Genomic DNA, 24,316 nt, shown 5'->3' on the forward strand with positions numbered 1-24,316 from the left:
TTTGACATGAAGAAAGTAATCAGCACAACCAATGCACCGGCAGCGATCGGCCCGTATTCCCAGGCAATCGAAGTAAATGGAATGGTATTTGCATCTGGTCAGATTCCGGTCAATCCGGCAACCGGCGAGATCCCGGAGGGAATCGAGGCTCAGGCAGAGCAGGTTTTAACCAATGTAAAGAATCTTCTGGCGGCAGCAGGTGCTTCCATGGAGCAGGTTGTAAAGACCTCCGTATTTATCCAGAACATGGATGATTTCGGAAAAGTAAATGAAATCTATGCGAAATATTTCGAGGGCGCATGCCCGGCACGTTCCTGCGTCGAGGTATCTAAACTTCCGAAGGGCGTCCTGATGGAGATGGAAGCGATCGCAGCAAAATAAGAATGAATCGCATATTTGGAAAATTTCGCCGGAAAAACAAGTTCCAGTCTGTGAAAATCCCGGCGTGTGAGGGCAAAATGACGAAAAAATTCACTTTTTTTCGTCCGCCCTCTTTTTTTTTTCGTCACTTTGCTTTAAAATAAAGGGAAAGATCCGTCCAAGATTCAGATGGGGAACGGTTATGGTCCACAGGCACAGATTGCCGGAGGGGTAACAAACGGGTTTGGGGAATGACAGGTTGAAAGACCCGGAAACACAGCTGGACGGAGGATAAAAGAAAAGGAGAGAGGAATATGATTTCGAACCAGATACTCCAGACAAACATTGAGGGGTTAAAAGGAATTACGCGTGTCGATCTCTGTATCTGTGATACGGAAGGCAAGGTGCTGGCATCCACATTTACTGGCGCTGAGGAATATGAGAGTGCAATTCTGGCTTTCGTAGACTCTCCGGCGGACAGCCAGGTGATACAGGGATATCAGTTTTTCAAGGTGTTTGACGATCACCAGTTAGAATATATACTTCTTGCCAAGGGCGGAAGCGACGACGTATACATGGTCGGCAAGATGGCGGCATTTCAGGTTCAGAACCTGCTGGTAGCTTATAAGGAGCGCTTTGACAAGGACAATTTTATCAAGAACCTGCTGCTTGACAACCTGCTTCTGGTTGACATTTATAACCGTGCGAAGAAGCTGCACATCGAGACGAACGTCAAGCGGATCGTATTTATCATTGAGACGCAGCATGAGAAGGATGTGAATGCACTTGAGACCGTCCGCAGCCTGTTCTCGACCAAGACGAAGGATTTCATCACGGCAGTGGATGAGAAGAACATTATTCTAGTCAAGGAAGTGAAACCGGGCGAGACTTACGACGATCTGGAAAAGACAGCCACATCCATCGTAGATATGCTCAATACCGAGTCACTGACACGTGTCAGCGTGGCATTCGGTACGATCGTCAACGAGATCAAGGACGTATCGCGTTCTTATAAAGAGGCGAAGATGGCGCTGGATGTAGGAAAGATTTTCTACAGCAGCAAAAATGTGGTCGCATACAGCAAGCTGGGAATCGGACGTCTGATCTATCAGCTGCCGCTGCCGCTGTGCCGGATGTTTATCAAGGAAATTTTTGATGGCAAATCGCCGGATGAGTTTGATGAGGAGACTCTTACGACAATCAACAAGTTCTTCGAGAACAGCCTGAACGTATCAGAGACTTCCCGACAGCTTTACATCCACCGCAATACCCTGGTATACCGTCTGGATAAGCTCCAGAAGAGCACGGGATTGGATCTGCGGGTGTTTGAGGATGCGATCACATTTAAGATTGCCCTGATGGTTGTAAAATATATGAAATACATGGAAAACCTGGATTATTAATCCAAATTGCTGTGGCGGGGAGGAAGATTGCCTTTGCCGCAGCAATTTCATTTGGAGAATTGAAAAAGAGGATTTACGCATGATAGAGGTTAAAAATCTCACCAAGACGTACAAGACGGGGAATAAAGCCTTAAAGGGAATCAATATTCAGATTCAGGACGGCGAGTTTGTTTTCATCATGGGACGAAGCGGTTCCGGCAAATCGACGCTTTTAAAGCTTCTTTTGAAGGAGCTGGAGCCGACTTCCGGTCAGATTATCGTCAACGATATGGATCTGGAAAAGATGCCGAGACGCTACATCCCGAAGTACCGCAGACGGCTGGGAATGGTGTTTCAGGATTTCCGTCTGTTGAAGGATAAGACGGTATATGAAAATGTCGCGTTTGCACAGCGGGTCATCGGCGTATCGCCCCGTGAGATTAAGAAAAATGTGCCGGAAATGCTCCGACTGGTAGGGCTTTCTTCAAAATATAAAGCATACCCTAACCAGCTCTCGGGCGGCGAGCAGCAGCGTGTTGCGATTGCCCGTGCGCTGATCAACTCGCCGGAGATACTTCTGGCGGACGAGCCGACGGGAAACCTGGATGTACATAATTCCATGGAGATCATGGAGCTTCTGGAGGAGATAAACCGGCGCGGGACGACGGTGCTTGTGGTAACGCACAGCCGGGAGATCGTAGCAGAGATGGGAAAACGTGTGATCACGCTGACGCGCGGCGTGCTGACGGGAGATCAAAAAGGCGGTATCTGGCATGAAAATTAGTACATTGATTTACTGCACCAAGGAGGGCATGCGCAATATCATCCGGAATATCTGGTTTTCACTGGCGTCGGTGGCGATTATTTCGGCATGTATTTTCCTGTTCTGTATGTTTTTTGGCTTGATTGCCAACGTACAGTATATGGTGCTGAATGCAGAATCTACAGTAGGAATCACGGTTTTCTTCAATGAAGATATGAGTGAGGACGATATACAGAAAATCGGGGATGAGATACGCGCCCGCGATGAGGTCAAGGAAGTAAAGTATGTTTCTGCCGAGGAGGCATGGGAGAATTTTAAGAAAGAATATTTTAAGGGAGTCGAGGATCTGGCAGAAGGATTTGCGGATGACAACCCGTTAGCCGGTTCGGCGTCCTACGAGATCTATCTGAAAGACATTGACATGCAGGATGACATGGTTGCATGGCTTGGCACGGTGCAGGGGATCCGGAAGATCAATTATTCGAGCGATACGGCGTCCGGGCTTTCAAGCTTCAACAAGATGCTGGGACTTTTGTCGGGGGTGATCATCGCTATTCTGCTGGCAGTTGCTATCTTCCTTATCAGCAATACGATCACGACGGCAGCTGCATTTAGGCGGGAGGAAAACCGGATCATGCGCCTGATCGGTGCGACGAATTTCATGATCCGTGCGCCGTTCGTTGTACAGGGTGTGATGATCGGTCTGGTTGGCGCGCTGATTCCGCTGGCGATCACGTATTTTCTGTACCGCCAGGCGGTTGTATATATGATGGAACGGTTTGATATCTTGTCGAACCTGATTGAATTTATCCCGATTCAGACCATTTTCCCGAGCATGGTAGCCGTGGCGATGGCGCTGGGCGTGGGAATCGGTTTTGTCGGAAGTTTCTTTACGATCCGCAGACATTTAAAGGTGTAAGAAACATTGGCGGCTGCTGTAGGAGAATGCGGCGGCAGCGAAAATTTGCGGTAAAAAGGATGAGAACATGAAAAAACAGGGATTGAAAATACGTGCGGCTCTGTTCCTTGTGACGGCGGCGCTGGCGTCTTCCCCAGTGCTGACCTCGGTGGCGGCAGCGACGAAAAAGGATGTAAGCAGCGCCAAGGATAAGAAAAGCGCCCTGGAACAGGAGAAAAAGAAGACCGAGGAGGCGATCAAAAGCCTTCAGGGTCTGAAAAGTAACACCGAGAGCTATGTCAAGGAGCTGGACACGAAGATGAATGATCTGCAGTCGCAGGTCACGAAGCTGGAAAATAATATTTCCAGCAAGCAGAAAAGCATCAATGAGACGGCGGTAAAGCTGGAGGAAGCGCAGAAAACTGAAAAAAAGCAGTATGCTTCGATGAAAATGCGTATCAAATATATGTATGAGAAGGGCGATAGCAGCTACTTAAATCTGCTTCTGGAAGCCCGTTCGCTCTCGGAGCTTTTAAACCGGGCAGAGTATGTTTCAAAGATTTCGGAGTATGACCGGAAGATGCTCGACCAGTATGTGGCGACGAAAGAGTCCATCGCGGACAGCAAGAAAAAGCTGGAGACGGAGAAGACGGAGCTGCAAGAGATGAAGACGCAGACGGAGGCAAAGCAGGATTCAGTCCAGCTTCTCCTGAATGAGAAAAATAAAGAACTCCAGAACGTCAACGCGCAGATCGGCGAGAAATCAGCGCAGGCGAAAGCGTATGAGGACGATATCAAGGCGCAGGAAGCCAAGATCGCGCAGATGGAGGCGGAGATTAAGAAGAAGGAAGCGGAAGAGGCGGCGAAAAAAGCGGCAGAGGAAGCTGCCAGAAAAGCCGCCGCAGCGGGAAAAACGAATAATTCGACCGCGAAAGGGAATACTGGCAGTACGACTACCACTTCGACGGGAAGTTCTTCGCTGCGCTGGCCGTGCCCTGCAAGCGGACGCATTACATCTGGATTCGGAAAACGTAAATCACCGACGGCGGGCGCGTCCTCGAACCATAAGGGCATTGATATCAGCGCTTCGACCGGCAGCAGCATCGTGGCAGCCGCCGGAGGAACGGTTTCGATTGCAACCTACAGTTATTCGGCTGGAAATTATGTTGTGGTCAACCATGGAAATGGACTTTCAACCGTGTATATGCACTGTTCCCAGCTTCTGGTATCGGCAGGGGATACGGTAAAAGCCGGACAGACGATCGCGAAGGTAGGTTCGACCGGATATTCGACAGGTTCTCATCTGCATTTTGCAGTCCGCAAGAACGGAAGTTATGTAAACCCTTCGAGCTATGTAAGTCCGTAGTGCGGAAAGTATCAGGTGGCTGCAAAAGATGAAATCCGGGTAACTGTTCAGTAGGTCTGCGCATTTACTGCGCTGACCGTACGAAAACATGGACCAGCAGGCAAAAATCCCATTGCCGTAGGCAATTTTTGATGGATTTTTGCGCGTGACTGTGAAGGTACTGAACAGTTACAAATCCGGAAGGAATAGACAGGAATCAGGAGGCATAAGAGATGGACAGTAAAAATAAATTCTGGCGCGGTGTGATGGTCGGTGTGCTGGTGACAGCACTGGTGTGTCTGATCACGGTCGGTGCTTCGGCGGGGATTTACATGTTTGGACGCCGTGTGATCGATAATCAGACACAGGTACAGGTACAGACCGAGGGAACACCGTCGCAGGCACAGGAGCCGGTCAATTTTGAGAATGTCACGAAAAAGCTGGAGCAGATACAGGATATTATCGATAAAAAGTACCTGTTTGAGGAAAAAATTGATACATCCGAGGAGGAAGCCGGCATTTATCAGGGCTTTTTGAGTGGTTTAAATGATCCGTATGCGGTTTACTATACGCCGGACGAGCTGACAAGCTTCCTGGATGAGACAAATGGTTCTTACTGCGGCATCGGCGCTCTGGTATCCCAGAATGTCCAGACCGGCGTCAGCACGATCGTGCGCGTCTTTGAGGGCAGCCCGGCCGAGGAGGCAGGCATCCTTCCGGGTGATGCGCTTTATAAGGTAGACGGCACCGAGGTGATTGGCATGGATCTGTCGCTTCTGGTCAATAATTACGTCAAGGGCGAGGAAGGCAGCCAGCTGACGATCACGGTTTATCGTGAAAATAGCGACGAGTACAAGGATATCACCCTGACCCGCAGACCGATCGATGTGCAGACGGTGTCAGGCAAGATGCTGGATGAAGAGATCGGATATATTTCCGTTGCAGAGTTTGACCGTGTGACTGCCGATCAGTTTAAATCCAAGATCGAGGAACTGCAGGGCGAGGGCATGAAGCGCCTGATCATCGATCTGCGGAACAACCCGGGCGGCGAGGTGACGACGGTTGTCTCAATGGCGGATTATATCCTGAAAGATGGCGGACGGATCCTGACCGTGGCAAATAAGAAGGGCACGGAGGAGACATACGACGCTGAGGATGGACACAGCCTGGAGATCCCGATGGTTGTGCTGGTAAATGGCAATTCCGCCAGCGCGTCGGAGGTATTTACCGGTGCGATGAAGGATTACGGCGTGGCGACGATCGTCGGAACGAAGACTTTCGGTAAAGGTATCGTGCAGACGCTGATGCCGCTTTCGGATGGAAGCGCGATCAAGCTGACGACCGACCATTATTATACGCCGAATGGAAATGATATCCATGGAAAAGGCATCGAGCCGGATCTCGAGGTGGAGCTGGATGAAGAGGCGGCGCAGGAAGTCGTGATTCCAGAGGAGAAGGATAATCAGCTGCAGAAGGCGGTTGAGGTTGTGAAGGGAAAGTAACTTCTTATTTACACGACCCCAAAACTTACGGCACTTTCGATTCCAAAAGTGCCTATCCGTGAACAGTAACTTTAAAAGTATCCAGAAAAATAAGTGCGTTAGATCCTGAAACAGCTTGAAAAAGTGGCAGTTTCAGGATTTAACGCTTAAAGTCGTGTCTGTTTTGGCTTTTTGAGAAAGACGATGAGTGAAGAATCTGGTATTTTTGATACTATAGAAAAAGAGGGAGAAATAGAATTATGTATGTAATTGCAGGACTTGGAAATCCGGGAAGAGAATATGAGGGAACCCGCCACAATGTGGGATTTATGACGCTGGATGCGCTGGCGGACAAGTATAACATTGATGTCCGGGAGAAAGCATTTAAGGGACTGATCGGAAAAGGCGTGATCGAGGGAAATAAGGTCATTCTGGTAAAGCCGCAGACGTATATGAACCTGAGCGGCGAGTGCATCCGTCAGGTGATGGATTATTATAAGGTAGATCCAGCGGAGTTTATCGTGATTTATGACGATATCAGCCTGGTTCCGGGCGGCATCCGGATCCGCAAAAAAGGCAGCGCGGGCGGCCACAATGGAATCAAAAATATCATCGCCCATCTGGGAACGCAGGAATTTCCACGCGTGCGGATCGGTGTGGGCGAGAAGCCGGCGCGCATGGATCTGGCAGACTATGTGCTGGGACGTTTTCCGAAAGAGGAAGCCGAAACGATGACGACGGCGTTTAAGGACGGTGCGGCGGCAGTCGTGGATATGATGACAGAGGGCGTTGAGGCGGCGATGAACCATTTTAACGGCGCGGCGCGCGGGGAGAAGGAGAAGCTAGAGAAGCAGAAGGCGGAGAGGAAGGAGGAAGTCAAGACACAATGAGCGATTTATTTGCAAATCCGTTAGAGGAGATGATCGAGTTTCAGGATCTCAAGACGGATTTACAGCGCGGACAGGGACCGCTTCTTGTCACGGGATGCCTGGATTCGCAGAAGGTGCATCTGCTGTCCGAGCTTTCGGATCTGACGCCCTGGAAGCTGATTGTCACCTACGATGATTCGAGGGCGCGGGAGATCTGTGAGGATTACCGGTGCTTTGATACGGATATTTCGCTGTACCCGGCGAGGGATCTGCTGTTTTATACGTCGGATATCCACGGAAACCTGCTGACGAAACAGCGGATTCAGGTCATGCGGCGGGTCCTGGAGAGTTCCGGCGGCGTGGTGGTCACGACGATCGACGGGCTGATGGAACATCTGCTGCCGCTTGCGTGGATGAAAGAGCGGAGTCTCACGATCGGGACAGAAGATGTGGTCGAGGTCGGGAAGCTGACGCACGCCCTGGCAGAAATGGGATATGAGAAGGTCGCGCAGGTTGAGGGATCAGGGCAGTTTTCGGTGCGCGGCGGTATCATTGACATTTTCCCGCTGACGGAGGAGGTGCCGTACCGGATCGAGCTGTGGGGCGACGAGGTCGATTCGATCCGTACCTTCGACCCGGAGAGCCAGCGATCGATCGAGCAGGTGGATGAGGCAGTGATCTATCCGGCGACGGAGATGGCGCTGACGCCGGAGCAGATTCAGGATGGAACCGAGGCGATCGAGAAAGACCGCAGGAAATACGTGAAAAAGCTCCGGGATGCCATGAAGACGGAAGAGGCGTACCGGATGGATTCGGCTGTCTCGGAGGTCTTAGAGGGGCTTCGCGAGGGCTTCCGGGTGCATGGGCTGGGAAGCTATATCCGGTATTTCTGCAAGGAAACGGTATCGTTTTTAAACTATTTTCCAGTCGATGAGCTGACGATTTTCCTGGATGAGCCGCTGCGCTTGAAGGAAAAAGCAGAGACGACCGAGACGGAGTTCCGGGAGAGCATGTCGCACCGTCTCGAGGGCGGCTATCTGCTTCCGGGGCAGACTTCCTTCCTCTATTCGGCGAAGGAGACGCTGGCGATGGCAATGCGCCCGCGCACTCTTTTACTGCTGGGGCTGGATCAGAAGCTCTCCGGCATGACGGTTAAGAAAAAATACAGTCTGAGCGTTAAAAATGTCAATTCCTACCAGAATGGATTTGAGCTTTTAATCAGCGATCTGGCGCGCTGGAAGAAGGAAAAATACCGGGTGGTATTGCTGGCTGGTTCGCGGACGCGCGCGAGCCGTCTGGCGGGCGATCTGCGGGAGTATGATTTAAGTGCCTTCTGCCCGGATGAGGGCGAAAACACCGTGAAACCGGGTGAAATCCTGGTGACTTACGGAAAGCTGCATCGGGGATTTGAATATCCGCTGATTAAGTTCGTCGTGATCACCGAGGGAGACATGTTCGGCGGCGGACGGGGGCGGAAAAAGAAGAAAAAGACCTCCTACCAGGGTAAGAAAATCCAGAGCTTTTCCGAGCTTTCGATCGGCGATTATGTGGTGCATGAGAGCCACGGACTCGGCATTTACCGGGGCATTGAGAAGATCGAGCAGGACAAGGTCGTCAAGGATTACATCAAGATTGAGTACCGCGACGGCGGTAATCTCTATCTTCCGGCGACCCGCCTGGAGGGAATCCAGAAATATGCCGGTTCGGATGCCAGGACGCCGAAGCTCAATAAACTGGGCGGAATGGAATGGAATAAGACGAAGAGCAAGGTGCGCGGTGCGGTCCGTGATATTGCAAAGGATCTCGTCGAGCTTTATGCAGCGCGTCAGCGGAGCGAGGGCTACCAGTATGGACCGGATACGGTCTGGCAGAGGGAATTTGAGGAAATGTTCCCGTTTGAGGAGACGGAGGATCAGCTGGAGGCGATCGAGGCGACCAAAAAAGACATGGAAAGCCGCCGCATCATGGACCGCCTGATCTGCGGCGACGTTGGATACGGCAAGACGGAGATAGCGCTCCGGGCGGCATTTAAGGCGATTCAGGAGGGTAAGCAGGTTGTGTATCTGGTGCCGACCACAATTTTGGCGCAGCAGCATTACAATACCTTTGTGCAGAGGATGAAGGATTTCCCAGTGCGGGTCGATATGCTGTCGCGTTTCCGCACGGCGGGCGAGCAGAAAAAAACGCTGGAAGATCTGAAAAAAGGGCAGGTGGACGTCGTGATCGGAACGCACCGCGTCCTTTCTAAGGATGTTGTCTTTAAAAATCTGGGGCTTCTGATCATCGATGAGGAACAGCGCTTCGGTGTGGCACATAAGGAAAAGATCAAGAAATTAAAGGAAAATGTAGACGTTCTGACGCTGACGGCGACGCCGATTCCGCGTACCCTGCATATGAGTCTCATTGGCATCCGGGATATGAGTGTCCTGGAGGAACCGCCGGTGGACCGCCTGCCGATTCAGACCTACGTCATGGAGTACAACGACGAGATGGTGCGCGAGGCGATTCACAGGGAGCTGGCGCGGGGCGGACAGGTATATTATGTCTACAACCGTGTCAATAACATCGACGAGGTGGCAAACCATGTGGCGGCTCTGGTGCCGGAGGCAAACGTCGTGTTCGCCCACGGGCAGATGCACGAACATGAACTGGAAAAAATTATGCTGGATTTCGTTGAGGGCAATATCGACGTTCTGGTGTCTACGACCATCATTGAGACGGGACTGGACATTCCGAATGCGAACACGATCATCATCCACGACGCCGACCGGCTGGGGCTGTCGCAGCTCTACCAGATCCGCGGTCGCGTCGGACGTTCCGGGCGGACTTCGTATGCGTTTCTCATGTACCGGCGCGACAAGCTGCTGCGTGAGGAGGCGGAAAAACGTCTGCAGGCGATCCGTGAATTTACGGAGCTGGGAAGCGGTATCAAGATTGCGATGCGTGATTTGGAGCTGCGCGGTGCCGGAAATCTTCTGGGCGCGGAACAGCACGGTCATATGGAGGCGGTCGGTTACGATCTGTACTGTAAACTTTTAAACGAGGCGGTGCTGGCGCTGCGCGGGGAGAAGGAAGCGGAGGATTTCGAAACGGTGGTGGACTGCGACATCGACGCGTATATTCCGCCGTCTTACATCCGGAATGAGTACCAGAAACTCGACGTTTACAAGCGGATTTCCGGTATCGAGAACCAGGAAGAGTACCTGGATATGCAGGATGAGCTGATCGACCGCTTTGGCGAGCTTCCGCGTTCAGTGGAGAATCTGTTAAAGATCGCCGATTTGAAAGCGCTTGCTCATCAGGCGGGCGTCGTGGAGGTCGATGTGAAGAAGCAGGATATCACGATCCAGATGTACCAGAAAGCCAATCTGGACGTCTCCGGCATTCCGGCGCTGATGGAGAAGTACAAGGGCACGCTGACCTTCAGGACGGGCGATGTACCGTCGTTCTATTACCGCGATGTGCGGCAGAAACATACGGACTGCGAGACGATGCTTGTGAAGGCGCGGGAGATTCTTTCCGGGCTCGCGGCGCTGGCGAAAGAGTAGTTTTTAATTGTGTAGAAAAGATTGAAAGTATATTTGAAATGAAAATATATTTTTAATATTGACATATATAATCAAAGATGATAATATATAATCAAATTAAAGCTTGTTTACTAAATTTAAAGAAGGGAGGGATTCCAATGCAGCAAAAATGTGGGATGCTCATTAATAATGTGAATAACGTTAAGAAGTGGTTTTATGAAAAAAATTATGAGTATTTTATTGTCGATAGTTATGTCAACTTCATTGGTAATCCCAACATTTGCGGAAGCGCCGCCATATTCAATAGATAAAGTGGCAACAAAGGTTGTGATTGATCAACATGAATTGAGAGATATTTATGATAAATATGCTTCGGTAACGGATGAAACTGTTGTGGAAGATATGTTAATGGAAGATTTTGGTTTTTCAAGATCGGAAGTTAAAGAATTATTGGAAGTAAGCAAAAGTGGTAGTGGAGGATCTACAGGTGCTTCGAGGGCATCTAGTATAACTGGAAGATTACCAGCAACAGCTGCTATAGGAACCGTTGTAAATATTGTGTATACAATTGATTTGCAAGAAATGAAAGATTTAGCGACAATAACTAATTTTATCGCAAGACAGGTAGGCGGAGCAGGAGCAGGGGTAGCAGTGGCAGCACTTGTTGCTAAAACAGTTTTAGCAGCTGCACAAAAGGGTGGCATAAACTATGCAAAAGTTACAATATCTTATACATATGGCTATAATAATGATGGAGTATTAGGGTGGACGCCAGGTTATACCAAGTATGAGTATTGGTAATAAAAAAGGGAGATGCAATGAAAGAGAATAGAGTATCAAATGAATTCCGTCAAGGAAGAGAAGCAACGTTTGCCGCTTTATTAATGGAACTGTGTCTTTGTGGGGAGCGAATTGCTTCCATAATGGGAATTAGAAATTGGTATGATCAGGTGGGAACTGTTAGAATTTTTCTTTGTATTTTGATTTTTTGTTATTATTATATAATTAAAAAACCAAGATTATTAGATACGCCTGAATGGTATGAGCTAATGAAAAAAGATAGAGTGATTTATGGAATGTGGATCTTGGAAATGATAATATTAGTTAGTAGTATTGGAACTTGAGTGAAAAACAAAGGGGGCGTCAGTTGCTCCCTTTGTTTCTATAAATTATGAGATTGGGAATTTTATGAAGAATAATTATTTAAGTGAACGAGAAATGAATGTTATGCAGGTTTTGTGGAAGTATGAAAAACCCATGACGGTGACAGAAATTGTAGAATCTGAAAAAGAATTGACAACGCCAACAGTCCATACTGTGTTAAGAAAATTGCTTGATAAGGGTTATGTTCAGGTTATTGATACAGTTCAGACTGGAAAAGTTTTTGCTAGGCGATATAAAGCGAAAAAGACTCAGGATGAAGAAATAGAAGAAAAAATAGAAAAATGTATGAAAAATTCTAGAAATCCTATGTCCTTTGTAAATACAATAACAGCAGCTTTGTTGAATGGAGCAGTAGATGAAGAGTCGGTTATTGACGAATTAGAACGTATAGTTCAAAAAAGAAAAAAAGAGATTTTATGAAAATAACATATACATCAATTTTATCGGCAATATGTAGTTCAATTTTGCTATTGGTTTTTTTGTCGGTTTATATATGGAAAAAGCAAGAAAATTATAGCTTGTATGAAGTAAAATTACTTATTTTTTGCACTGTACTAACAGGAGTAAGATTATTTTTTCCAATAGATATTTGCGGAATAAGTCATACGATAGGAATAAAAATATTATATCCAGAACTTTGTCGCTTTATGCGGGGGAAAATAGGATTTTTAAGTCATTTTTCTGTACTTTTTTTGATTAGTTTACTTGGAAGTTTTCTTATCTTAGTGCAAAAAAGTTTATCATATATATCATTTATAAAATTAATAAAAGAAATAAGACCGATAGAGTATATTCGTGTTAAAAAGTATAAAAAAGTGAAAAAAATACCAATATTGAAAGTTGATAGTATAGAAGATCCATTTATTGTTGGTATAAAAAATCCGTATATAATAATACCGAATATAGATGAAGAAACAAAAAAAATAGTACTCTTGCATGAAGTGGGACATTACATTAAAAGAGATTTATTTTTAAAGTGTTTTTTTGAAATATTATGTCTTTTATACTGGTGGAATCCGTTAGTATACATAGTTCGGTATTATTTTTCTAACATATTAGAAATAAGAAATGATTTAATTGTTTGTAATGAGTTATCTGAAATAGAAAAAATTCATTATGTTGAAATATTGTTAAAAATGTCTAGGACAAAAGCGTTAAAAAGGAGAGGAACACTATCTTTTTTTAATGGAAGTTTTTTGAAAATTAGAATTTCTTCTATATTGAATGAAGAACAAAAAAAACAGGTCAATATTAAGTTGTTCTTTTTCTTAATTGCTATTATATTGTCTGGTACAATAGTAATAGAACCAGTAGCTGATTTGAAGTTGCATGCACCGTATTTTGAAGAAGATGATATAGTCAAAAAAAATAACTTTTTTGTAAAGACAGAAAACGGGTATGAATTATATATGAATGGTACATATATAGGAACATTGGATGAAATACCAAATGAATTAAAGAATATTAATATTAGGAGGAAATAAAAATGAAAAAAACGATCAGAATTTTAGCAGTAATAATTGCTATGACATGTATTTTTTCAGGGACTGCGTTTGCACAAGAGAAAGAGGTGGCTGTTGAAAAATCGAGTTCAATAGCTAGAGCAGATGTTATAAAATATGTTTATAAAGTTGAAAACGGGAAATTATATAGAAGATTATATAATTATTCTAAGGATACGTGGCTGGGAGATTGGGAACTGTGTGACTAAAGTAATAATATGATAATTATATTTAATAAATATGTACACTCCTTTTTACGCTTTGAATTTAAAGTAATGTAAAAATTTTATAGCGTGAAGTTTGAAGTTGAGAAATTGCCTTGACAAATAATAAATTTCGCTTATAATACAGAATATACTCAATAACCTTACAAAGGCAATGAAGGGAACAAGTAGAGATCCGCAGGAGAGCGCACAGAAAGCAGCCGGATGATGAGAGGCGCGCGTGAACCGGATATTCGAATACATCCCGGAGCTTCGCACCGAAGAATCTAAAATCGGATCCGATGAAAAGGCTGCGTGGAAAATGTGCGGCGGTTGATTTGGTAGGCTGCGACGTGAGAGACACACGTTATCCGGTCACGGTATCAGAGGGTACCGGCAGAGGCAGATAGGCGCGAGCTATCTGTGAACAAAGGTGGTAACACGGGAATTTTGCCCCGTCCTTTTTGGAGGACGGGGCTTTTTGTACCCCAAATTTTAATAAAGGAGTAGAGAGAAGATGCAGATTTACGAAGAATTAGTAGCCAGAGGTCTGATCGCCCAGGTTACAAACGAAGAAGAGATCAAAAAACTGGTCAACGAAGGAAAAGCCGTTTTCTACATCGGTTTTGACCCGACCGCAGACAGCCTTCATGTAGGACATTTCATGGCACTGTGCCTGATGAAACGTCTGCAGATGGCAGGCAACAAGCCGATCGCATTACTTGGCGGCGGCACCGGCATGATCGGCGATCCGTCCGGACGTACGGATATGCGCCAGATGCTGACACCGGAGACGATCCAGCATAACTGCGACTGCTTCAAAAAGCAGATGAGCCGTTTCATCGATTTCTCTGATGACAAGGCGCTCTTAGTCAACAACGCAGAGTGGCTGATGAATCTGAATTATGTAAACTTACTGCGCGAGGTTGGTCCGCATTTCAGCGTCAACCGTATGCTGACCGCTGAGTGCTACAAGCAGAGAATGGAGAGAGGCTTAAGCTTCTTAGAGTTCAACTACATGATTATGCAGAGCTACGACTTCTATATGTTATACCAGAAATACGGCTGCAACATGCAGTTCGGCGGCGATGATCAGTGGAGCAATATGTTAGGCGGTACCGAGCTGATCCGCAGAAAGCTTGGCAAGGACGCACACGCAATGACCATCACCCTGCTGTTAAACTCCGAGGGCAAGAAGATGGGTAAGACCCAGTCCGGCGCTGTATGGCTGGATCCGAACAAGACATCCCCGTTCGAGTTCTACCAGTACTGGAGAAACGTAGCCGATGCCGATGTATTAAAGTGCCTGCGTATGCTGACCTTCCTGCCGCTTGAGCAGATCGATGAGATGGACAAATGGGAAGGCAGCCAGTTAAATACTGCAAAAGAGATCCTGGCTTACGAGCTGACCAAGCTGGTACACGGCGAGGAAGAGGCTGAGAAGGCACAGGCAGCAGCGAAAGCACTGTTCTCCAGCGGAAATGCAGCCAATATGCCGACCTACGAACTGACTGAGGATGATTTCAACGGTGATGAGATCGATATTCTCTCCATCCTGCAGAAATCCGGTCTGGCTCCGTCCCGTTCCGAGGCAAGAAGAAATGTCGAGCAGGGCGGCGTATCTGTAGACGGAAACCAGGTAAAAGATATCAAGGCAGTCTTCACGAAGGATCAGCTCGCTGGCGAAGGAATGGTTGTCAAGAGAGGTAAGAAGAACTTTAAGAAGGTTGTTTTAAAATAAGTGGAGATGTTCCGCCAGAATCTTCACCCCATACAAATCAGAATCACGCCGCCGGCGATCTCTGCCGGGCTTTCAAGCGAAGCCCGGAGAGATGTCCGGCGGCGGTTCCGATCATGGAGAGAAGCAGAGCAAATCCGAAACCATATCTTACATTCACTCCCACAAAAATTACCCAAATTTTACATAAACGATACCAAATCATGATTTCTGTAAATCCAGGAATCTTTTATACTGCGTACTGTAAGAAATCAAGGATAAAAAACTCTGAGAGAAAAAAGAGAGAGGAAAGAGGAATTTTATTATGAAGAAAAATGTTCAGAAAACAATCGCAGTATTAGGAGCAGCCGTTCTGGCAACTGGAATGGTAGGATGTGGTTCCAGCAATACAAATACAAGTGCAGCAGACACAAGCGCAGACAGCAGCGCAGCTGAAAGTAATGCGGCAGCGGATACAACTGAGAACAGCGCAGATGCAAAAGATTTAAGTGGTTCTATCACCTTAGCAGGTTCCACTTCGATGGAAAAATTTGCGAATGCACTGGCAGAAACGTTCATGGAGAAATATCCGAACGTGACCGTACAGGCTGAATTTACCGGCTCTTCCGCAGGTATCGAGTCCGTACTGGCAGGTCAGTGTGATGTCGGTGATTCTTCCAGAGCGTTAAAGGACGATGAGAAGGCAAAAGGTGCCGTTGAAAATATCGTAGCCATCGATGGTATTGCCGTTGTCGTTGACCCGTCCAACGCAGTAGATGGTCTGAGCAAGGACGAGCTGACCGGCATTTACGACGGAAGCATCACAAACTGGAAGGATGTAGGCGGCAGCGATATGCCGATTGTCGTAGTCGGACGGGAAGCAGGTTCCGGTACAAGAGGCGCATTTGAGGAGCTTCTGGGTCTGGAAGATGCCTGCAAATATGCAAACGAGCTGGATTCCACCGGTGCAGTTATGGCAAAAGTAGCATCTACACCGGGTTCCATCGGATACGTTTCCCTGGATGTAGTCGATGATACCGTTAAGGCAGTTAAACTGGATGATGTAGAGCCGACGGAGGAGAACATCAAGGCAGGCAGCTATTTCTTAAGCCGTCCATTCGTTATGGCAACCAAGGGAGAAATTTCTGAGCAGAACGAGCTGGTACAGGCTCTGTTTGACTATGTATACTCTGCAGAAGGCGATGACCTGATTAAATCTGTAGGCCTGATTACTACGAAGTAAGAAACTGCATCGGAATTTGTGAATGTGGATAAAATTACCGGTGGAGACAGGTAAGGATAGAAAAATCAGAAATTCACGAATACACATAATATTGAATAGATTCAAATAATATCGAGTCGCTTGCAGTCAAGCCGCAGAAAGGAAACTCTGCTTTGACCGAAAGCGGCTCGCTGTTCAATCCGAGACAGGAGAGACATATGCACGAAAAGAAATTTACCATTTTTGGAAGCCATGCCACGAAATCAGCGGTAGAGAGGGCAGCGGAAATTATTTTTACCGCCTGCGGCCTGCTGGCGGTGGTGGCAGTTTTTTCAATTACCTTATACATGATTATCAGCGGTACTCCGGCACTTTTTAAGGTGGGGGTTCCGGAAATCTTATTTGGAACCGTCTGGAAGCCGACTGGAAATCCGGCGTCTTTCGGAATCCTCTACGTTATTTTAACCTCCATCGTCGGAACCTTTCTGGCGATCCTGATCGGTGTTCCGATTGGGCTGTTTACCGCCATCTTTCTGGCAGAGGTTGCACCGCCGAAGGTAGCGGCAGTGGTCCGCCCGGCAGTTGAGCTTCTGGCAGGTATTCCGTCGGTTATCTACGGACTCTTAGGAATTTTGATTTTAAATCCCCTGATGTATAAGCTGGAAATGAAACTCTTTGCCGGTTCCACGACGCATCAGTTTACCGGCGGTGCGAACCTGATATCAGCGGTTCTGGTTCTGGCAATCATGATTCTTCCGACTGTCATCAATATCAGTGAAGCGTCGCTTAGGGCAGTCCCGAAACATTTAAAAAGCGCATCGCTGGCGCTCGGTGCAACGCATATCCAGACGATTTTCAAAGTAATCGTTCCGGCGGCGCACTCCGGCATCATCACGGCGGTGGTTTTAGGCTGCGGACGTGCGATCGGGGAGGCAATGGCGATCAGCCTGGTATCTGGAAGTTCAGTCAATCTGCCGCTTCCATTTAACTCCGTCCGTTTCCTGACAACCGCGATCGTGGCGGAAATGTCTTATTCAGAGGGACTTCACCGGGAAGTGCTCTTTACCATCGGTCTGGTGCTGTTCGTATTTATCATGTTTATCAACACGGTGCTCAGCCGGATGTTTGTGAAGGAGGGCGGCGCAAATGACTGATAATAGAATGAAAAGTATTTACCAGAAGCGCACCCGCATCGGGGACAATATCTTAAAAGTGCTGATTTATCTGGCAGCTGGCGTGGCGATCGCGCTGTTAGTTGGCATCATGGGGTATGTGTTTGTGCGCGGCCTGCCGCAGGTTTCCTGGCAGCTTCTGTCCACGGTACAGAGCTCCCTCAAGGGCACCTTTGGTATTCTGGGAAATATCATCAACACGATTTACATCATTGTAATTACCCTTATCATTGCAGCGCCGATCGGAATCGGCTCCGCCATTTATCTGAACGAATACGCAAAGCCGGGAAAACTGGTGCGGACGATTGAATTTACAACCGAGATCCTGTCCGGTATTCCGTCGATTATTTTTGGCTTGTTCGGGATGGTCTTTTTCGGAATGACGCTGAAGCTGGGTTATTCGGTTCTGACCGGATCCTTCACGCTGACCCTGATGGTGCTTCCGCTGATTACGCGGAACACACAGGAAGCACTCAAAACCGTTCCGGACAGCTACCGCAGCGGCGCACTGGGAATCGGTGCAACGAAATGGTATATGATCCGGACGATCCTGCTGCCGAGCGCGGCACCGGGTATTCTGACCGGCGTCATCCTTTCGATTGGCCGTATCGTGGGCGAGTCGGCGGCGCTTCTGTTTACTGCCGGAAGCGGCTTCCAGCTTCCGAAAAACCTGTTTGGAAAACTGTTTGAGTCGAGCGGCACGCTGACCATCCAGCTCTACCTGTCGATGCAGAAAGCAAAATACGATCAGGCGTTTGGAATCGCGGTCGTGCTTCTGATTATCGTGCTGGGAATCAACCTGCTGACGAGATTTTTGACCAACCGGTTTGATGTGACAAAATTAAAATAAAGTAAAAAATGAGGAAATGATATGGAGACAAAAATTTCTACGTCGGATTTGAATCTGTACTATGGAAACAATCATGCATTAAAAAATATCAATCTGGATATATATGAAAATCAGATCACAGCGTTTATCGGACCGTCCGGCTGCGGTAAGTCTACCTATTTAAAAACATTGAACCGCATGAACGATCTGGTGCCGAATGTAACAATCAATGGAAAGGTGTGGATCGACGGCGAGGATATCTATGATCCGAAGGTTGATACGACGCTTCTTCGCAAGAAGGTCGGCATGGTATTTCAGCAGCCGAACCCATTTCCGATGAGTATTTATGACAATATCGCGTATGGACCGCGGATTCACGGCATTAAGGGAAAGCCAGAGCTGGACGCGATTGTGGAGAAGAGTCTGCGCGGCGCGGCCCTGTGGGATGAGGTCAAGGATCGCCTGAAACGTTCTGCACTGGGACTTTCCGGCGGACAGCAGCAGCGTCTCTGCATCGCGCGTGCGCTGGCGGTTGAGCCGGAGATTCTCCTGATGGATGAGCCGACCTCGGCACTGGACCCGATTTCCACGCTGAAAATCGAGGATCTGATGGGCGAGCTTAAGAAGAATTATACCGTTGTCATCGTTACTCACAATATGCAGCAGGCGACCCGTATTGCGGACTACACGGCATTTTTCCTGGTGGGTGAGATAGTCGAGTATGCACCGACGACGGATCTGTTCTCGCATCCGCGGGAGAAGAAGACGGAAGACTATATTACCGGACGGTTTGGATGATAGGTGTAAGATTGAGGATTTAAAAATAAGTAGAAAATCAGTTTGTTGTTCAGAAGTGGAAAATTTCTGGGCAGAAAACAGGGGAGATGGAGAGGAGATACGGGATGGCGACGAGAGAGGCATTTATACAGGAGTTAGAAGGGCTGAATCAGGAATTGAACGCGATGAGCCAGATGGTGCAGGATGCGATTGACAGTAGTTTTCAAGCGCTTACCGAGCATAATGAAGAGCTGGCACAGAAGGTTATCAAAGGAGACCGGGATGTGGACAATATGGAGCGAAAGATCGAGACACACTGCCTGACGCTGATGTTAAAGCAGCAGCCGGTCGCCAGTGATCTGCGCCATATCTCGACGGCGCTGAAGGTTGTGACCGATCTGGAGCGGATGGGCGATCAGGCGGCGGACATTGCCGATCTGTCCCTGCGTTTGGAGGATGCAGATATTAGTCTTGTAAGCAAACATCTTCCGGCCATGGTGGCAAATGTGAAAACGATGGTAAAGGATGCGATTCACGCGTTTATTGAGCGTGACACCGAGACGGCGGAGACATTCGAACAGAGGGATGATCTGATCGATGCCTTCTTTGAACGGGTAAAACGGGAAGTGATTGAGTTTCTGAAAAAAGACGGGGATAAATCCGATGTGGCAGTCGATCTTTTGATGGTTGCCAAGTATCTGGAGCGAATCGCCGATCACGCGGTCAATGTGTGCGAGTGGACAGAGTTTTCGGACACAGGGGCCGTGGGGGATGTGATGATTCTCTAAAGGTGGAATCATTTTGTGAAAGGCAGCGCTTGAAAACAACAAGGGAAGAATGAAGGCGAACGGCCAGAGTGCAAAATTGTATGGCTGAACTATCTTAATTGTGCATAAAATTAAGTAAGTATGCGGCAGTCAACAGGAGTAATATATCATGCGTGATATAGTTCTGGAACTTCTCAGTTCTTACGGGTATGCGGGGATGTTTGCCTTGATTCTGATTGAAAATCTCTTTCCGCCGATTCCTTCAGAAGTGATTCTGACATTCGGCGGATTTATGACAACGTACACACGGATGTCAATCGCAGGGGCTGTCCTGGCAGCAACATCCGGATCGGTACTTGGAGCACTGATTTTGTATGAACTGGGAAGACGAATTCCTGTCCAGAAGTTTTATTTCTTTTTGGGCGGCGCATGGGGAAAACGGCTCGGAGTGGAAGTGGAAGATGTAAAAGATGCAGACGGATGGCTGGAGAGAACGGGACGGTCAGCCGTCTTTTTTTGCCGGTTCGTTCCGATCATCCGAAGCCTGATCTCGATTCCGGCGGGGATGGCAAAGATGGAACTGCTGCCGTTTCTCCTGCTGACAACAGCGGGCAGTCTTATCTGGAATACGGTGCTCATCGGAGCCGGCGCGGTGGCGGGGGCATCGTGGGAACGTATTCTGGTGCTGTTAAAGACATATTCCCGCTTCGCCGTGATGGGAGCGGGAATCTTGGGATTTGCGGTGGCGTGTGTGTATTTTCGGAAACGATAACAACAGGAGAGTGATAATTCATGCAGAAAGAGTTTATTCATTCAAGTAAAAATATATCGTGTCATTCTTTACTTCCAGCCGTGCCGTCCCATCGATCACCAGCTGTTCCAGATATGGGCGCAGGTGGCGTTCCTGACGGATGAGCTGGTCGTAGGTACCGATGTGCATTCCGATCAGGCGTCGGCTTTCCTGATAAAATTCATCACGCGTCATTGGTCTCTGCAAAAGCTTTGCCAGCTCTGCGAGACGCAGACGGACAAGATCCATATTTTTGTCCGCCAGTTCCCGGATATTGCCATCAAATGGACCTTTGTGCGATAAAATCCAGTGCTGGTAAGGCAGTTTTGTGATTGCTTCCTTGCTTTCCAGATCCAGACCGACGTGGTCGCAGTATGGAAGCTTGACGTGACGCAGGACATTTTCGGTTAAAAGCGCGTCTCCGGCAAAGCAGACGCCGTCCGGTGTGCCGATGACGATGTGGTCGAGGGAATGCCCTGGCAGATGGTGAACCGGGAAGGTTACGCCGCAGAGTGTCACGGAAGTATCCTCCGGCTGGATGATACAGTCAACCGGGCAGCGCTGCTCGGTGTCGATGGAAATCTTTTCCTCCTCGGAGCGCCCGAAATAATTGGTATACCGTTCCAGCGCCGCCTGGGAGGCGATCAGCCCGGCTTCGCCAAGCGACATAGCCAGTGGAATCTGAAAGGCTTCGCGCAGGCGTTTGCTGTTTCCATGATGGTCGATGTGCGCGTGGGAAACGATCAGCCCCGCCGGGGTCAGCCCGGCGTCTTTCAGAGAGCCGACCAGCTCGTCATATTCCTTTGAGTAACCATTGTCAAACAGGATGCAGCGGGTGTCGTCGATGCGGTAGACGCCGACGGCTGTTTTGCCAAGCAGGCAGTCTGTATTTCCAGAAACGTGTATGAGTTCCACGGAAAGAGTCCTCCTTTTATCATGAATAACACAAAAAGCGACGGCTGAGATATCTCCGCTGTCGCTTTTTAAGAATGCGTCTGATAGGAATCGAACCTACGCCTCAGGCTCCGGAGGCCGGCGCTCTATCCACTGAGCTACAGACGCATTACTTGTATGATACTATAATATTTAGAAAATTGCAAGTTTTTTTTCGGAAATACCGCTTGCCGAGTAACCAAATCACCGCTATAATATTAACAATCGAATAAGTCAGGAGGCGGTCGGGTGGGAGAACCGAAAAAGAAACCGGGACGCAGCCGGAAGAACGGAACGGACTGGGAACTGCGCCGCTATGTGATGCTGCTTGCGGCGGTGATTGTATTGATTCTGATTGGCGCGGTGGCGATGTTTTCCGGGAAAATAACAAACATTCTGGGGAAAAAGGATGGCTTACCGGCAGAAATGGTGGATACAGGCGGATCTGGAATGGTGATTGAGCCGGACACGAAAGAATATATTCAGGACTTTGGCGGATGTATTCTGACAGAGAATGGCGAGCCGGGGATCACAGAGCTGATGAATACTTATTTTCAGGCGGTTTCCGACTGTGATATGGATACGTTTGTGAAGTTGTTTACCTCACAGGATACGAGTGAGGAAGAACACTACCGTCAGGAATTTGAAGAACAGAAGCAGTACATTTCCGGGTACCAGAATGTGAAATGTTATACGACGCCGGGGCTTAGGGACGGTGAGATGGCAGCGTATGTGTATTATGAGATTTTGTATACGGGCGTGGAGACACCGGCACCGAGTCTGGTGCGGATCTATGCGATCCGGGCGGAGGACGGAAGCTGGCAGATCGATGACGGGAAAATGTCCGAAGAGCTGACGCAGTATTTTGAAGAGCTGTCGGTCAATGAGGATGTGCGCCTTCTCAGCAAGCAGACGGATGAAGCAATGGATGCGGCGATGGAGCAGGATGAAGCGCTGAAAGAGCGCGTGGAATTTATGAAACAGGGCGCATCTTATATGCAGGAGGAGTCAGAACCGGCTGCGTCAAATCCTTAAAATGCTTTATTGAATTCGTCTGGCTGGAAAAATAAAGTTTTTAAGGTATGGAAAGCTGAAAAGCGGATATGCCGGAGTATGGAGAAATGGCTGATAGTATATAAGATATAAAATCGATTGATTTATAAAAAGTGAAAGTACAGATATAGAAAGACAAAGAGGCACAAAGAATGGATGTAAAAGATTTTTATTATGATTTACCACAGGAGTTAATTGCACAGGATCCGCTGGAAGATCGTTCTTCTTCCCGGCTTTTAGTGCTGGATAAAAAGACGGGTGAGATGCAGCATAAGGTGTTTAAGGATATTGTCAATTATCTTCATCCGGGCGATTGCCTGGTGATCAATGACACAAAGGTTATCCCGGCGCGTCTGATCGGAAGCAAGGAGGGAACGGATGCACACATCGAGATTCTTCTTCTGAAACGCCGTGAGAACGATATCTGGGAGACGCTGGTAAAGCCGGGCAAAAAGGCAAAGCCGGGAACCGTGATTAATTTTGGTGATGGTCTGTTAAAGGGAACCGTTATTGATGTGGTAGAAGAGGGAAACCGGCTGATTCAGTTCTCCTACGAGGGGATCTTCGAGGAGATTCTTGACCAGCTTGGCCAGATGCCGCTTCCACCGTATATTACACACCGTCTGAAAGATAAAAACCGTTATCAGACCGTTTATGCAGAACATGAGGGATCCGCGGCTGCTCCGACTGCCGGACTTCATTTTACCAAGGAACTGCTGGCACAGATTCAGGAGATGGGAGTGAAGATCGCGCATGTGACACTCCATGTGGGTCTGGGAACCTTCCGACCGGTCAAGGTTTCAAATGTTTTAGATCATCATATGCATTCGGAGTTTTACCGCATCGAAGAAGACGCTGCTAATATGATTAATGAGACGAAGAAAAATGGCGGACGCATTATCTGTGTCGGTACGACAAGCTGCCGGACGCTGGAATCCGCAGCAGCCGAGGACGGCACGATCCGCGCATGCAGCGGCTGGACGGACATTTTCATTTATCCAGGCTACCAGTTCAAGATTCTGGACTGCCTGATCACAAACTTCCACCTGCCGGAGTCCACACTCGTCATGCTGGTATCCGCACTGGCAGGCAGAGAACACGTGCTCACGGCGTATGAAGAGGCGATCCGGCAGAGATATCGGTTCTTTAGTTTTGGGGATGCTATGTTTATCCAGTAGAGAAAAGGGATGTATGAAAAAGACTCATAGTGAAAGGCTATGGGTCTTTTTATTTCGAAAAATGTTTGAAAAACGGCACACCGCGTTCTCGTTACTTTAGCCTGCAAATAAAAAGTCAAGACTTAATGGGGAAAAAAATATAAAATTTTACATGGTTAAAATTAGGCACTAAAATAAGACCACCACAAGCAGTGCTGGTCTGCAAATAAAAGTTTTGAATTAGCTTGACTCAGAAAGAATACAGAGATATTCCTTCACTCGTCCATAATAAATTCTGAGAAATTTATTAGCGCCTGCAGTCATGTAAACATAGTACGGTTTACCCTGGGCACGTTTTCTGTCCATGAATTGATATACAGGATCATCTTGCGGCATTGTTTTAAT

The 24,316-nt window shown here is 47.8% G+C and carries 23 protein-coding genes, 1 tRNA gene and 1 pseudogene; 22 read left to right on the top strand and 3 right to left on the bottom strand.

Annotated features, from left to right (window positions below):
- Window positions 1–6 precede the first annotated feature (6 nt).
- From C7U56_RS12500 to C7U56_RS12595, 20 genes are all read left to right on the top strand, one after another.
- Window positions 7–381, top strand: coding sequence for a RidA family protein (locus tag C7U56_RS12500; protein WP_107001478.1), 375 nt, complete (start codon window positions 7–9; stop codon window positions 379–381).
- A 293-nt stretch (window positions 382–674) separates the two neighbouring features.
- Window positions 675–1,763, top strand: coding sequence for a PucR family transcriptional regulator (locus C7U56_RS12505; RefSeq protein ID WP_107001479.1), 1,089 nt, complete (start codon window positions 675–677; stop codon window positions 1,761–1,763).
- A gap of 79 nt (window positions 1,764–1,842) precedes the next feature.
- The gene (ftsE, locus tag C7U56_RS12510; protein WP_022359885.1) at window positions 1,843–2,526 is read left to right on the top strand and encodes a cell division ATP-binding protein FtsE; all 684 of its coding nucleotides are present in this window, start codon (window positions 1,843–1,845) and stop codon (window positions 2,524–2,526) included.
- Window positions 2,516–3,424, top strand: coding sequence for a permease-like cell division protein FtsX (gene ftsX, locus C7U56_RS12515; protein WP_107001480.1), 909 nt, complete (start codon window positions 2,516–2,518; stop codon window positions 3,422–3,424). Before ftsE ends, ftsX begins: the two co-directional genes overlap by 11 nt.
- A gap of 67 nt (window positions 3,425–3,491) precedes the next feature.
- Window positions 3,492–4,769, top strand: a complete 1,278-nt coding sequence (locus C7U56_RS12520) for a murein hydrolase activator EnvC family protein (RefSeq protein WP_107001481.1) — start codon at window positions 3,492–3,494, stop codon at window positions 4,767–4,769.
- A gap of 212 nt (window positions 4,770–4,981) precedes the next feature.
- The gene (locus C7U56_RS12525) at window positions 4,982–6,250 is read left to right on the top strand and encodes a S41 family peptidase (RefSeq protein ID WP_022359888.1); all 1,269 of its coding nucleotides are present in this window, start codon (window positions 4,982–4,984) and stop codon (window positions 6,248–6,250) included.
- A gap of 239 nt (window positions 6,251–6,489) precedes the next feature.
- Entirely contained in the window at window positions 6,490–7,119 is a 630-nt protein-coding gene (pth, locus tag C7U56_RS12530; protein ID WP_107001482.1) for an aminoacyl-tRNA hydrolase, read from the top strand.
- Window positions 7,116–10,646: a transcription-repair coupling factor gene (gene mfd / locus C7U56_RS12535; RefSeq protein WP_107001483.1), complete on the top strand. Its 3,531-nt coding sequence runs from the start codon at window positions 7,116–7,118 to the stop codon at window positions 10,644–10,646. Before pth ends, mfd begins: the two co-directional genes overlap by 4 nt.
- A gap of 195 nt (window positions 10,647–10,841) precedes the next feature.
- A complete protein-coding gene (locus C7U56_RS12540) occupies window positions 10,842–11,426 on the top strand; it encodes a hypothetical protein (protein WP_107001484.1) in 585 nt (194 codons plus the stop codon).
- A gap of 17 nt (window positions 11,427–11,443) precedes the next feature.
- Window positions 11,444–11,749, top strand: a complete 306-nt coding sequence (locus C7U56_RS12545; RefSeq protein WP_107001485.1) for a hypothetical protein — start codon at window positions 11,444–11,446, stop codon at window positions 11,747–11,749.
- Between the two features lie 64 nt (window positions 11,750–11,813).
- On the top strand, window positions 11,814–12,209 hold the full coding sequence (locus C7U56_RS12550) for a BlaI/MecI/CopY family transcriptional regulator (protein ID WP_107001486.1): 396 nt from the start codon (window positions 11,814–11,816) through the stop codon (window positions 12,207–12,209).
- Complete coding sequence (locus C7U56_RS12555; RefSeq protein ID WP_107001487.1) at window positions 12,206–13,273, top strand: M56 family metallopeptidase; 1,068 nt, start codon at window positions 12,206–12,208, stop codon at window positions 13,271–13,273. Before C7U56_RS12550 ends, C7U56_RS12555 begins: the two co-directional genes overlap by 4 nt.
- Before the next feature lie 2 nt (window positions 13,274–13,275).
- Window positions 13,276–13,500, top strand: coding sequence for a hypothetical protein (locus C7U56_RS12560; RefSeq protein WP_107001488.1), 225 nt, complete (start codon window positions 13,276–13,278; stop codon window positions 13,498–13,500).
- Window positions 13,501–14,011: 511 nt separating this feature from the next.
- Complete coding sequence (tyrS, locus tag C7U56_RS12565) at window positions 14,012–15,235, top strand: tyrosine--tRNA ligase (protein WP_107001489.1); 1,224 nt, start codon at window positions 14,012–14,014, stop codon at window positions 15,233–15,235.
- A gap of 301 nt (window positions 15,236–15,536) precedes the next feature.
- Window positions 15,537–16,454, top strand: a complete 918-nt coding sequence (locus C7U56_RS12570) for a phosphate ABC transporter substrate-binding protein (protein WP_107001490.1) — start codon at window positions 15,537–15,539, stop codon at window positions 16,452–16,454.
- 197 nt (window positions 16,455–16,651) lie between these two features.
- Window positions 16,652–17,587, top strand: coding sequence for a phosphate ABC transporter permease subunit PstC (gene pstC / locus C7U56_RS12575; protein ID WP_107001521.1), 936 nt, complete (start codon window positions 16,652–16,654; stop codon window positions 17,585–17,587).
- Window positions 17,580–18,455, top strand: a complete 876-nt coding sequence (gene pstA, locus C7U56_RS12580; protein WP_107001491.1) for a phosphate ABC transporter permease PstA — start codon at window positions 17,580–17,582, stop codon at window positions 18,453–18,455. Before pstC ends, pstA begins: the two co-directional genes overlap by 8 nt.
- 21 nt (window positions 18,456–18,476) lie before the next feature.
- Window positions 18,477–19,232, top strand: coding sequence for a phosphate ABC transporter ATP-binding protein PstB (gene pstB, locus C7U56_RS12585; RefSeq protein ID WP_107001492.1), 756 nt, complete (start codon window positions 18,477–18,479; stop codon window positions 19,230–19,232).
- 104 nt (window positions 19,233–19,336) lie between these two features.
- Window positions 19,337–19,999 carry a phosphate signaling complex protein PhoU gene (gene phoU / locus C7U56_RS12590; protein WP_107001493.1) on the top strand — a complete coding sequence of 221 codons (663 nt, stop codon included), beginning with the start codon at window positions 19,337–19,339 and terminating at the stop codon, window positions 19,997–19,999.
- A 148-nt stretch (window positions 20,000–20,147) separates the two neighbouring features.
- The gene (locus tag C7U56_RS12595) at window positions 20,148–20,750 is read left to right on the top strand and encodes a DedA family protein (protein WP_107001494.1); all 603 of its coding nucleotides are present in this window, start codon (window positions 20,148–20,150) and stop codon (window positions 20,748–20,750) included.
- Between the two features lie 33 nt (window positions 20,751–20,783).
- Here C7U56_RS12595 and C7U56_RS12600 read toward each other — a convergent pair whose 3' ends face one another.
- Both C7U56_RS12600 and C7U56_RS12605 read right to left on the bottom strand, forming a co-directional pair.
- Window positions 20,784–21,683, bottom strand: a complete 900-nt coding sequence (locus C7U56_RS12600; RefSeq protein ID WP_181357244.1) for an MBL fold metallo-hydrolase — start codon at window positions 21,681–21,683, stop codon at window positions 20,784–20,786.
- 75 nt (window positions 21,684–21,758) lie between these two features.
- Window positions 21,759–21,830, bottom strand: a tRNA-Arg gene (locus C7U56_RS12605).
- A gap of 120 nt (window positions 21,831–21,950) precedes the next feature.
- On the opposite strand from C7U56_RS12605, the gene C7U56_RS12610 reads away from it, so the two are divergent.
- A complete protein-coding gene (locus tag C7U56_RS12610) occupies window positions 21,951–22,736 on the top strand; it encodes a hypothetical protein (RefSeq protein ID WP_107001496.1) in 786 nt (261 codons plus the stop codon).
- A gap of 170 nt (window positions 22,737–22,906) precedes the next feature.
- Window positions 22,907–23,932 (top strand): tRNA preQ1(34) S-adenosylmethionine ribosyltransferase-isomerase QueA, encoded by a 1,026-nt coding sequence (gene queA, locus C7U56_RS12615; RefSeq protein ID WP_107001497.1) that lies wholly within the window; start codon window positions 22,907–22,909, stop codon window positions 23,930–23,932.
- A gap of 219 nt (window positions 23,933–24,151) precedes the next feature.
- Here the strand turns inward: queA and C7U56_RS16060 are convergent.
- Window positions 24,152–24,316 (bottom strand): annotated as a pseudogene (locus C7U56_RS16060) (IS110 family RNA-guided transposase); the annotation flags it as partial.

The sequence above is a fragment of the Clostridium fessum genome, from assembly GCF_003024715.1.
Classification (GTDB): Bacteria; Bacillota; Clostridia; order Lachnospirales; family Lachnospiraceae; genus Otoolea; species Otoolea fessa.